Below are 12081 nucleotides of genomic sequence, written 5' to 3' on the forward strand. Positions count from 1 at the left end.
ATGATGAATGAAAATATTTTTTCAGATATGGAGCGGGATGTAATAGGAGAAGTAATGAATATAAGTCTGGGCTCTTCCGCTACATCTCTGTCCACACTGCTGGGAAAAAGGGTTGAAATTACCATACCTATGGTCAACATTATCAATGCCAGGGAGTTCAGCTATGAAAACCTGGAACCGGCAATAGGGGTTGAAATAAACTATGTTGAAGGTCTTAACGGCGTAAATTTGATGATATGGAAAAGGCATGATGCCAAATCTATCATTGAAATACTTTTGGGTATGACAATTGCTGATGACGAGTTTGAAATGGATGAAATAAATACCAGCGCCATCTGTGAGGTTATGAACCAGATGATGGGGTCAGCCGCCACAGCCTTGTCGGATTTTCTGGGAAAGTCAATCAACATATCCACACCGTTGGCTTATGAGATCAACGACAAGTCTGAATTTAACAACAAGTACTTCATAGATGACGATGTGATAGTTGCGGTCAGCTTCGACTTGTTCATTGAAGGCACTGTTCAGAGCCAGTTTATAAATGTAATGCCTGTGAAGCTTGCGAGGGAAATAGTATCAAATTTCCTGAAAGGGGTAGAAAGTACTGATAACCAGGTTAAAGCAAAACGGGAAGCTGAAGAAAGTCCGAGCAAATCAGCTATTGTAGCTGAACCAAAAGAAATACAAAGAAATTCACAGGCAATTGAGTACGAAGAGGAAGATGAGTACGAATACGAGGATAAAATACAGCAGAAAAACATCAGTGCTGCACCGAGAGTCAAGCAAAAGAAGAAAGAGCAGGTTCCTGTGAATGTAAGGCCCATGGAATATGAAAGGTTTGATGAATACGAGGATGTGTTGACTGAAGAACAACTTTCAAATCTTGAACTGATAATGTCAGTTCCATTGGAAATCAGCGTTGAAATAGGAAAGAGCCGAAGAAAAATAAAAGACATACTTGAATTTTCTCAGGGAACAATCATTGAGCTTGACAAACAAGCCGGAGCACTGGTTGACATAATAGTCAACGGACAGCTCATTGCCAAGGGTGAAGTCGTTGTGGTAAACGACAACTTTGGAGTAAGAATTGCAGAGATAGTTAAAAAAGATGAATTAATTAAAATTACATTATAAATTACGGAGGATAAAATGGAAGGAAAAATATTAATAGTGGATGATGCAGCATTTATGAGAATGATGATAAAGGACACGCTGAAAAAGAACGGATACGAAAATTTAATAGAAGCTTCGGATGGAGAACTGGCAGTTCAGACGTACAAGGCAGAAAAACCGGATTTGGTAATAATGGATATAACCATGCCCAATAAAAATGGTCTTGAGGCTCTTAAAGAAATAAAAGAAATGGATCCGGGAGCTAAAATAGTAATGTGCTCCGCCATGGGACAGGAATCAATGGTTGTGGAAGCCATAAGAAGCGGAGCGAAGGACTTCATCGTAAAACCGTTCAAGGCTGACAGAGTTCTCAAAACAGTTCAGGGCATCCTGGGATAGGAGCTGATTCATATCAAAGAGATAATTTCGCTTATTTTATCTCTGTTTGGCATAATACTTGTACTGTTTTTAACCTACTACGGAACAAAGTGGATTTCCGTGAAAACTAATCTGGCTTCAGGGTCAAGGTACATGAACATAGTTGACAGGATGGTTGTGGGGCAGAACAAATGTCTAGCGATTGCAGAGATAGCAGAAAAATATTACCTGATAATCATAACAGAAAAGGATATAAGAATAATCAAGGAACTTGAAGATTTTAAACCCGCGCATGAAGGCGAGAAAGCAAACGCCATGGAATTTACCCTTCTATTGGACAAATTCTTAAAAAAACCGGCGTCATTAAAGTAGTAACGCTATGAAAGAGGAAATATGTCAAACAAAACAAAACAACTGATAAATACAGCAGCAAAAATACTTTTCGGAGTGTTGCTGTTTGCAATCATGAATCCAAATGCCGCATTCGGCGGAACCATAAACATGGACATAAACGGAAACTCTGCCCAGACGGTGGAAATACTGGTTATGCTCACTATAATCACGCTGCTTCCGTCAATACTTATCATGATGACAGCTTTTACCAGGATTATAATAGTACTGTCGTTCCTTAAAAATGCCCTCGGTTTGCAGCAAACCCCTCCCAACCAGGTATTGATAGGAATTGCACTGTTTCTCACGTTGTTTGTAATGTCTCCCGTTATTGACGAAATCAATACCCAAGCTTATGAACCCTACAAGAATGAACAGATATCTCAGGATGAGTTTTTCGATAAAGCTTCAAAGCCTTTGAAAGTATTCATGCTCAAACAGACAGGCAACAGTGAGCTTAAAATGTTTACAGACATGTCAAACGACGAGGAAATTCAAAATATCCAAAACGTGGAGGAACTGCCCCTTACTGTGGTAATGCCTTCATTTATAACCAGCGAGCTGAAAAGGGCTTTCATCATAGGATTTTTGCTTTTTATACCGTTTCTTCTTATAGATATGATCGTGTCAAGCGTCCTGATGTCCATGGGAATGATGATGCTTCCCCCAACAATGATTTCAATGCCATTCAAGATTCTGCTGTTTGTTGTGGTTGACGGCTGGTCGCTGCTCTTTAAGACGCTTATAACAACCTTTAACTTCTAGGAGGGAACATGAACATATCGCTTGTAATGGAAGTTATGCAGTCCGCTGCTGCTGCAGCAATCAAAATATCGGCACCAATCCTCATCGTAAGCCTTATGATTGGTCTGGCTATTGCTGTTTTTCAGGCAGCCACGCAGATTCATGAGCAGACTCTTACGTTTGTTCCTAAGCTGCTGGTCACAGCCATAATGCTTATAGCCCTGGGGTCGTGGATGATGGAAACCATGTCTGATTTCACACTGCACATATTCGACCTGATGTTGAAAGTGCAATGAGGGTGGTAAAATGACATTTAACGGTGATTTCACATATTTTCTGCTTATATTTGCAAGAATGGGCGGCTGTGTGTTTTTCAACCCGATATTCGGAAGAGGAAACCTTCAGCATATGATGAAAATATCGCTGAGCCTGATCTTTGCAGTCATGGTTTACGGACTTTTGCCCCTGCAGGAAGACATTGCAGTAAACACAAACATTGAATTGATGTTTATGGTTGCAAAGGAGTTGTTTATAGGATATCTCATAGGACATATAATCAACCTGTTTTTCAGCACGGTTGTAATAGGCGGCGAAGTTATGGAAATGCAGATGGGTTTGTCTATGGCTAAGATTTACAATCCCAGCAGCAACATATCAATGGGTATCATGGGAAGCTTTCTGAACATAATGCTTTTGTTCCTGTTTTTCAGCGCAAACGGCCACCTGACACTCATAAGGATATTCATAACATCATGCAAGCTCATCAGGGTCGGAAGCTTTGAAATACCGCAGGACCTTTTCAGAAATATGGTTGAGATGTTTTCACAGATTTTGATATTGTCCATGAAGATTGCAATGCCTCTGATGGCTGTGGAGATTATCATGGAAGCGGGAATAGGAATACTGATGAAAGCAATTCCGCAGATTCAGGTCTTTTCGGTTAACGTTCAACTGAAAATATTGGTGGGCTTGCTGCTCATAATAATGCTGGTGCCTACATTTTCAACATTCATAGAAAGAATACTGACGCTTATGTTTGACCAGATAGAAAACAGCTTAAGCGTACTGATTACATAAAGTAAAGGATTATCATGGCTGGCGAAGAAAAAACCGAGAAAGCCTCCCCCAAGAAAAGGCGGGATGAACGAAAAAAAGGAAATGTGTTTCAAAGCAAGGATGTTGTAACCGTAGGAGTCATAGCAATATCGTTTACAATGCTTGATTTCTGGGTGCCACACATGTACAAGTTCATCAGGGATATCTTTACCAAGTATCTGTCGCTCATGGAGACCACCTATGACCTCGGAGAGAACTTTATTTCGATGGCTTTGAAGGATGTTGCCTATTCGCTGCTTTTATCAGCGGGAATAATAATGGTTTCGGTTATTGCAGCATCTGTTGTGCTTACAGGAGCACAGACGAAGTTTCTTATTTCCGGAGAAAGCATAAAATTCAAGTTTTCAAAGCTTAATCCGCTGTCAGGCATCAAAAGGATGTTTTCTATGAGGTCTGTAGTGGAAGTATTAAAGAATCTTCTGAAAATATCCATTTTAGGTTATCTGATATATTCGACGATAATGAAGCGCATAAATCAGGTGCCGAAGCTTGTATCAATCGACTTGATGTCAGGAATTAATTTTATTTTCACCTCGGTCATGGGAATCGTGAAAAGCGTGGTTTTGGCTTTTGTAGCTATATCAGCTTTCGACTACCTGTACCAGTGGTGGGAATACGAAAAGAACATCAAGATGTCCAAACAGGAAGTCAAGGAAGAATACAAGCAAATGGAAGGTGACCCCAAGGTCAAGGGCAAGATCAAGGAAAAGCAAAGGGCCATTTCATATTCGAGAATGATGCAGCAGGTCCCTCAGGCCGATGTAATCATCAGAAACCCGACACACTTTGCAGTAGCTGTAAAATATAATATAGAAAAAGACAATGCGCCTGTTGTTGTAGCCAAGGGCCAGGACAACATAGCCATGAAAATCATAGAAAAGGCACAGGAGAACAATATAAACATAGTTGAAAATGTTCCTCTGGCAAGGGCCTTGTACAAAAACACCGATATTAATCGGGAAATACCGTTGGAATATTACGAACCCATAGCAGAGATACTTGCGTGGGTATACAGGTTGAGAGAAAAGGAAAAGCATTAAAATATGAAGAAGATACTTAACAATTCCATTTCATTGTTCATAATAGCAATAATACTCATGATAATAATTCCTCTTCCGGAATTTTTCCTGGACCTGATGTTCATTATCAACATAGCTTTGTCAATAACCATTTTACTGACAACCATGTACATAAAGGAAGCGCTGGAATTTTCGGTATTTCCTTCACTCCTTCTCATAACGACGTTGTTCAGGCTTTCTCTCAACGTGTCATCAACAAGATTGATCTTGACAAACAACGGCGATGCGGGAGCAGTAATAGCAACCTTTGGAAGTTTCGTCCTAAGAGGAAACGCTGTAGTAGGTTTCATCGTGTTCCTGATAATAGTGCTGGTGCAGTTCATAGTCATCACCAAGGGTGCGGAAAGAATAGCTGAAGTAACCGCAAGATTTACTCTTGATGCCATGCCAGGTAAGCAAATGGCCATAGATGCTGATTTAAGCTCAGGAATAATAAACGAGGCTGAAGCCAAAAGAAGGAGAAACAATATTCAGAGGGAAGCAGACTTTTACGGGGCAATGGATGGAGCCACAAAATTCGTAAAAGGCGACTCAATCATGTCCATAGTGATAACAGCCATCAACTTCATTGGAGGAGTTATCATAGGCATGGTCCAGGGAGGGGCAACATTTACCCAGGTACTTCAGACGTTTTCCATAGCTACCGTGGGAGACGGACTTGTTTCACAGGTTCCGGCATTGCTCATTTCAACTGCCACAAGTATGATAGTGACACGGGCAGCTTCAGAATCCAGTTTGAATGTGGATTTGACCAACCAGGTGAAGTCACAGCCTCTGGTGCTTATAATCTCAGGCATAGTCCTGTTTGTTATGGGAATGATGCCGGGTTTTCCCAAAATTCAGGTTTTTACACTTGCAGCAGTGCTGATATTTTTAGGGTACAAGCTTCTTACAAGCAGCAGCGATATGGAAGCCGATGAGTCTGAGAGTGATGAAAAACCGGTAGAAGGCCAAAAGCCCACCGATGATGAATACTACAGAAATATTGACAACATATATGAGCTTATACAAATAGATCCCATTGAACTTGAAGTTGGGTACAGCCTTATACCCCTAGTGGATGAGGCAAGCGGCGGCAACTTCATCGACAGGGTTGTAATGTTCAGAAGGCAGTTTGCCCAGGACATGGGAATGGTAGTACCGTCTGTGAGGCTCAGGGACAACGGATATCTTAATCCTAATGAATATGTGGTAAAGCTGAAGGGGGAAGAAGTTGCAAGAGGCGAGATTCTGGTGGAGTACTACCTGGCGCTGGATCCCGGAAACCTTACCGGTGAAGTAGACGGAATCGAAACAATCGAACCAGCCTATGGAATACCAAGCAAGTGGATATCCAAGGACAAAAAGGAGCTTGCTGAAATCTATGGATACACCGTAATCGATCCTTTATCCGTGCTGCTTACACATTTATCTGAGGTTGTCAGGTCCCATGCTCACGAACTTTTGTCCAGACAGGATATAAATCAGTTATTAAGCAATGTGAAGAAAGAAAACGAGCTGTTGGTATCAGAAGTTGTCCCGGGAGTTGTTTCACAGGGTAACCTTCAGAAGATTCTGGGTAATCTTTTAAGAGAAGGAATTCCAATAAAAGATATGGAAACCATACTTGAAACCATAGGTGACTACGGAACAAGCGTAAAGGACACGGAAACGCTGACAGAATATGTGCGGCAGGCTCTGAAAAGGACCATAACGCGTAAGTGGTCCGAGGGCGGCCAGATAAAAGTGATAACTTTGAGCACCGATGTTGAAAAGCTGATCATTAGTGCCATCGGAAAAAATGAAAGAGGCTCCTATTTGTCCATAGACCCCGAATTAATGCAGAAACTTGTGGGACAGCTGCTGGAGCAGATAAACAAATTAAAAAACGAAATAGGAACTCCTATTATTTTGACCTCACCATTTGTGAGAGGGTATTTCAGAAAGCTTTTAGACCAGTTTTATCCCAAGGCAGTTGTACTGTCATTTAACGAAATTGATAATTCCACACAGATACAGGCACTGGGAAATATTTCTATATGATGATGAAAGAGTGATGCGTATGATTTTAACCGAAAAAAGACAAATAATTGCAGATGAAAATTATTTATGGGAACAATATGCGTTGACGAAGGATGTGCGCATAAGAAATCAAATCATTGAAAAATACAGCTACTTAGTAAAAATAATAGCACTGAAACTAAGAGGAATCTATCAGAACTACGGGGATGTGGATGATATAGTCAACGAAGGTATAATTGCGCTAATAGATGTGATAGATAAATTTGACTTGTCTAAAAACATTAAATTTGAAACATATGCAACAATACGCATTCGAGGGTCAATCATTGATTACGTGAGAAAGCAGGACTGGATTCCCAGAAAGGTCAAAAATGATTTCAAGACAGTCAAGGAAGCACAAGATGCACTTTCCTATAAGCTTGGAAGAGAACCTGAGGATCACGAGGTTGCACATCACCTTAAAATGAACATGCATGAGTACAACAGTATAATCAGAAATGCCCACGGAACAACCATGCTGTCCTTTGAGGAGCTGCTCAGTGAAGCTAATGTGAGAGAAATGGAAACAAGCAACGGTTATGAGCTTCCGGAACAGGAACTTGAATCAAAGGAACTCTGCCAGGTGCTAAAAGACAACATTAATAAACTTAACGAAAAGGAAAAACTTGTGGTGTCCTTATACTATAAGGAAGAGCTCAAACTTAAAGACATTGCGGAAGTAATGTGTATCAGCAATTCCAGGGTATCACAGATACACACATCGGCTCTTGAAAAACTGGAGCAGGGCCTGAGATTATATTTGTACGATAATTTGAAGAGGTGAATCATGTCAAGAGGATTTTATGCATTAACATCAGGGATGCTTACACAGCAAAGAAAAATTGACATTTCAAGCAACAACGTAGCAAATCTTAACACTGCTGGATATAAAAGAGAACAGGCTGTAACTTCCAATTTCGGGAGTTTGCTTATTAACAAGTATAAGCAGGACGGAATAAGCAAGGAGGCTGAACCTTTAGGCAATGTCTCTGTTATAAGAACCGTTGAGGAAAGCAATACCATCCATTCACAGGGGACACTGGAGGAAACCGGAAGAAGTCTGGATTTCGCCATAAACGGAGCAGGTTTTTTTGCAATGGAAAACAACGGTGATATATTTTATACAAGAAACGGAAGCTTTAACATAGATGCGGAAGGATACCTCTATCTTCAGGGCGCAGGAAGGGTTCAGGGAGAATACGGCGAAATATACCTTGGCACTGATAACTTTGAGTTCCAGAACGGAAGCATAACAGTTGACGGCGAAGAAACAGACCGTGTTGCCGTATATGACTTCCAGGATTACAACAGCCTGACCAAGGTCAGAGAAGGATTGTACACTTCGGGAGAATATCCGGAGCTTGTGGAATATCCGCAAATCAGCAATCAGACTATTGAAAGATCCAATGTCGATGTAACAAAGGAACTTACTGATATAATGTCAGCTCAAAGATCTCTTCAGACGGCAGCGCAGGCTTTTAAAATATATGATATGCTGCAGGACAAGGCAGTAACAGAAATAGGAAAGATAAACTAATTTCCCGGGAAATCTAAAACATAAGGAGCAGAATATGATAAGGGCGTACTACACGGCAGTAAACGGCGCAACAGGAAACCAGAATTATCTGGATGTAATATCAAACAACATGGCAAACATACAGACAGAAGGATTTAAGAAGTCAAAGGCTGAGTTTTCGGATTTATTGTACACAAACATACGGGGCAACGAAGGAGAAATAACAAATCTCAAGGCCGGGAGCGGAAGCAGGCTGAACAAGTCTGATGTGAATTTTCAGCAGGGAGCCTTGTATTCAACAGGAGTTCAGACTGACTTTGCCATAGCAGGAGACGGTTTTTTTGCGGTGCAGTTTGAAGATGAAAACATGTATACAAGGGGCGGAAGCTTTAAGGCAACAAACGTGGACGGAGAAATTTTTCTGACCTACCAGGGAGGATATGTTTTAAATGATGAAGAAGAACCTATAATTTTGGAAAACGGTGCCGATAATATAAGTGTAGGAGTGTTCAAGTTTGCCAACAACAGTGATCTTGCGCAGGAAGGAAGCAATTTGTACAGGGTCATCAATGAGGATGCGGAATACAGCATGTCTGAAGATTCAAGGGTGATGCAGGGTTTCCTGGAATCATCCAATGTGGATATGGCCGAAGAAATGGTCAGGCTGCTTACGATTCAAAGATCCTTCCAGCTTAACTCAAACGTTATACAGACAGCAGATGAAATAGAACAGACAATCAACTCTTTAAGCAGATAATACATTTAAAGGAGCGGTACTATGGAAGAGCTTAACAGTACGCAAAACATCGTTATGGACGGAGACATGCTTTATTCAGGCGATGAACAGCCGCCTAAATACAACATCAATCATTTAGTATCGGCAAACAAGTTAAAGGTATATATAAGGGTAGAGTTATTGGATAAGGAAGCATCAATAGGCAGTGATGAAATTTTTGATTATCTTGATGAACAGGGAATAGTTTACGGCATAAGAAAGGATGACATCAGCAAGTACTGCGAAAACAGGGAGTACACCAAGGAACTGGCTGCAGCCTGTGGCAAGGAACCAATCAACGGTACGGATGCCGTACTTGTATATGATTTTGAAACGTCAAAGGAACTAAAGTTCACAGAAAAGGAAGATGGCTCCATTGATTTTCGAAATCTAAACAACGTTGTAAATGTAAAAAAAGGTGATGTTCTCTGCCATATAATTCCTGCACAGAAAGGCGTGGACGGTATTGACGTATACGGGCAGGAAATTGCGTACAGGAAGGGAAAGGAAGTTTCATTCAGTCACGGCAACAACACCTGCGTATCCGATGACGGGTTGAGTGTTTTGGCAACTGCGGACGGAAGCGCGGAAATAACCAATGGCAAGGTATACGTCGAAAGCGTGTACAAAGTCGAAAATGTGGATAATGAAACAGGCAACATTGATTTTATAGGAAACGTGGTTATAAACGGTGATGTTAAGGCAGGTTTTTCAGTCATATCCAAAGGGGACATAAAAATCCGCGGAATGGTTGAAGGGGCACATATAAGAGCCGGAGGCGACGTGGTCATAGGCAAGGGCATGAACGGTATGGGAAGAGGGACAATCTATGCCAGGGGCAACATAACAAGCAAGTACATAGAAAATGCAGCAATAGAATCTGAAAAATGCATATATGCCGAGGCATTGATAAACAGCGATGTAAAAGCCGGAGAGTCCATAATGCTGAGGGGATCCAATGCAGCCATAATAGGCGGCACAAGCCAGGCGGAAAATATGATATATGCCAAAACCATAGGAAGCAAGACCAATGCAGAAACAAATCTTGTAATAAATCTGGACAGATACATGGAGGAACAAAAATCATATACCTCCAAGAAAAAACTCAATGACCACCTGGAAAAGGAACTTGACGCTAAGAATAAGGAACTTAAAGATATAGATGAAAGAACTGAACTTATAAACAGTTCCTTCATGGATGATAACAGCAAAAATAACGTTAAAAAGCAGCTCATATTCATGAAAATAAAAATAAACAATGAGATACAGGATTTAAAAAGACAGCTTACGGATATGGCTCCCACGGACAACATAGCTAATCACAAGATAGTGTGTAAGGGAGTTATGTATGCCAACACCAGGATTTCAATAGGATGGATGAAACACAGGGTAAGGCAGGACATAAGTTACAGCAAGATATACAACGACGGAAACGACATTGCGGTTATTCCCTTGAATCCGTCAGACATTGAGCAGTAACATCGGGCTGCCATAGGAGGAAAAATGGAATTAAATGAAATTCACATAGATGTGCTAAAGGAAATAGGCAACATAGGAGCCGGCAACGCTGTGACCTCATTGTCGCAGATGCTTTCAAAAAGGATTGATATGAATGTGCCTGAAGTCAGCCTTTTGGATTACGAAGATGTTCTAAACTCCATAGGGGGAGCAGAGAATGTAGTTGTGGGAATACTGGTAAGCTTTGAAGGCGACATAAACGGGGTAATATTCTTTCTTCTGAGAAAGGAATTTGTTCATCTTATATTGAATTCTCTGTTGGGTACGGAGCTTCAAGGCTTTGAGGATATTTCAGACATGGAGATGTCTGCGTTGTCAGAAATAGGCAACATAATGGTTTCATCATATGTGAACTCCATCTCCTCTCTTACAAACATGGCAATAGATATTACTGTACCGTGTATCAACATAGACATGTCCGGAGCACTTTTGGATGCTGTGACTGCAGAATTTGCCGATGCAGCTGACAAAGTCATATTCATAAAGGAAAAATACTTCTGTCAGGAAGAAACCATTTACAGCCACATGCTTCTTTTGCCAAGCATGACATCCCTGGAAATCTTACTTAACAAATTTGGATTGGATATATGAGTGCTGAAATAAACGTTGGAATATCGGACATGAAAATCGTATATTCTCCGGAAGGGCTCATTTCATATGCCCTCGGTTCATGTGTGGGAATTTGCATAATAGACAAGGTAAACAAGATAGCAGGGATGGCTCACGTTATGCTTCCATACAATAAAAATGATGACAGGATAAACATGTTCAAGTACGCTGATACGGGAATTGCCGAGATGGTTAAAAAGATGGAATCAATGGGATGCCTGCGTTCAAGAATGGTTGCAAAGATAGCCGGCGGAGCAAGGATGTTCGAGATAAAAAACAGCTCGACAATAGGAAACATAGGCGAAAGAAACGTTCTGGCTACAAAGGAAACGCTTCAGAAGCTCAATGTCAAACTAGTTGCATCAGACACGGGAGAAAACTACGGCCGGACAATAATTTTTGACAGCAGCACAGGAAATTTAACAATTAAGTCCTTTGCAAAGAATATTAAAATAATCTAGACAAATATGGGGACAGATTTTTTAGATATCTATTTGATACTAAAATGTCTGTCCCCACAGTTTTTTAATGCTTAACGTTCTTTGATACAAATTCTATGGCTTTGATCACTTCAGCTATGACTTCTGCCTGGTGCTGGGTTTCAAGGGAGGAGTATTCCGCAAAAACCTCTCCTTTTTTTGTTGTGATGTAGTAAGGTTTAAGGTTGTTCAAGGCTTTGGCCTTTATGTCGTCCATGCAGTGCTCGCACCGGCATACGTCCTTGTAAGCAGTTTCTGACTTCAAAATTCCGTCCAGTTGGTTTTTAACTATTTCTTCCATGTAGTTTGTTATCATATCAGCAC

At 40.9% G+C, this 12081-nt stretch carries 15 protein-coding genes; 14 read left to right on the top strand and 1 reads right to left on the bottom strand.

Going from position 1 to position 12081, the window contains the following annotated elements; translation table 11 throughout:
- Positions 1–3 precede the first annotated feature (3 nt).
- From fliY to AAGU76_RS14250, 14 genes are all read left to right on the top strand, one after another.
- On the top strand, positions 4–1134 hold the full coding sequence (fliY, locus tag AAGU76_RS14185; protein WP_342486164.1) for a flagellar motor switch phosphatase FliY: 1131 nt from the start codon (positions 4–6) through the stop codon (positions 1132–1134).
- Between the two features lie 15 nt (positions 1135–1149).
- Entirely contained in the window at positions 1150–1512 is a 363-nt protein-coding gene (locus tag AAGU76_RS14190; RefSeq protein ID WP_342486165.1) for a response regulator, read from the top strand.
- Between the two features lie 99 nt (positions 1513–1611).
- Entirely contained in the window at positions 1612–1863 is a 252-nt protein-coding gene (locus tag AAGU76_RS14195) for a flagellar biosynthetic protein FliO (RefSeq protein WP_342486166.1), read from the top strand.
- A gap of 129 nt (positions 1864–1992) precedes the next feature.
- Positions 1993–2646, top strand: coding sequence for a flagellar type III secretion system pore protein FliP (fliP, locus tag AAGU76_RS14200; RefSeq protein WP_342486311.1), 654 nt, complete (start codon positions 1993–1995; stop codon positions 2644–2646).
- Between the two features lie 8 nt (positions 2647–2654).
- On the top strand, positions 2655–2921 hold the full coding sequence (gene fliQ / locus AAGU76_RS14205) for a flagellar biosynthesis protein FliQ (protein WP_342486167.1): 267 nt from the start codon (positions 2655–2657) through the stop codon (positions 2919–2921).
- 10 nt (positions 2922–2931) lie between these two features.
- Positions 2932–3702, top strand: coding sequence for a flagellar biosynthetic protein FliR (gene fliR / locus AAGU76_RS14210; RefSeq protein WP_342486168.1), 771 nt, complete (start codon positions 2932–2934; stop codon positions 3700–3702).
- 14 nt (positions 3703–3716) lie between these two features.
- Entirely contained in the window at positions 3717–4781 is a 1065-nt protein-coding gene (flhB, locus tag AAGU76_RS14215; protein WP_342486169.1) for a flagellar biosynthesis protein FlhB, read from the top strand.
- A 3-nt stretch (positions 4782–4784) separates the two neighbouring features.
- A complete protein-coding gene (gene flhA, locus AAGU76_RS14220; protein WP_342486170.1) occupies positions 4785–6842 on the top strand; it encodes a flagellar biosynthesis protein FlhA in 2058 nt (685 codons plus the stop codon).
- A gap of 19 nt (positions 6843–6861) precedes the next feature.
- Positions 6862–7644 carry a FliA/WhiG family RNA polymerase sigma factor gene (locus tag AAGU76_RS14225; protein ID WP_342486171.1) on the top strand — a complete coding sequence of 261 codons (783 nt, stop codon included), beginning with the start codon at positions 6862–6864 and terminating at the stop codon, positions 7642–7644.
- Between the two features lie 3 nt (positions 7645–7647).
- Entirely contained in the window at positions 7648–8397 is a 750-nt protein-coding gene (locus tag AAGU76_RS14230; RefSeq protein ID WP_342486172.1) for a flagellar hook-basal body complex protein, read from the top strand.
- Between the two features lie 34 nt (positions 8398–8431).
- Entirely contained in the window at positions 8432–9133 is a 702-nt protein-coding gene (locus AAGU76_RS14235) for a flagellar hook-basal body protein (protein ID WP_342486173.1), read from the top strand.
- A 21-nt stretch (positions 9134–9154) separates the two neighbouring features.
- Positions 9155–10630 (top strand): FapA family protein, encoded by a 1476-nt coding sequence (locus tag AAGU76_RS14240; RefSeq protein ID WP_342486174.1) that lies wholly within the window; start codon positions 9155–9157, stop codon positions 10628–10630.
- A gap of 24 nt (positions 10631–10654) precedes the next feature.
- Entirely contained in the window at positions 10655–11260 is a 606-nt protein-coding gene (locus AAGU76_RS14245; RefSeq protein ID WP_342486175.1) for a chemotaxis protein CheC, read from the top strand.
- Positions 11257–11739, top strand: coding sequence for a chemotaxis protein CheD (locus AAGU76_RS14250; RefSeq protein ID WP_342486176.1), 483 nt, complete (start codon positions 11257–11259; stop codon positions 11737–11739). Before AAGU76_RS14245 ends, AAGU76_RS14250 begins: the two co-directional genes overlap by 4 nt.
- A 64-nt stretch (positions 11740–11803) precedes the next feature.
- On the opposite strand, the gene AAGU76_RS14255 is transcribed toward AAGU76_RS14250, so the two are convergent.
- A complete protein-coding gene (locus tag AAGU76_RS14255; protein WP_342486177.1) occupies positions 11804–12073 on the bottom strand; it encodes a late competence development ComFB family protein in 270 nt (89 codons plus the stop codon).
- Positions 12074–12081: the final 8 nt, after the last annotated feature.

It is taken from the genome of Sedimentibacter sp. (assembly GCF_038562225.1).
GTDB lineage: Bacteria > Bacillota > Clostridia > Tissierellales > Sedimentibacteraceae > Sedimentibacter.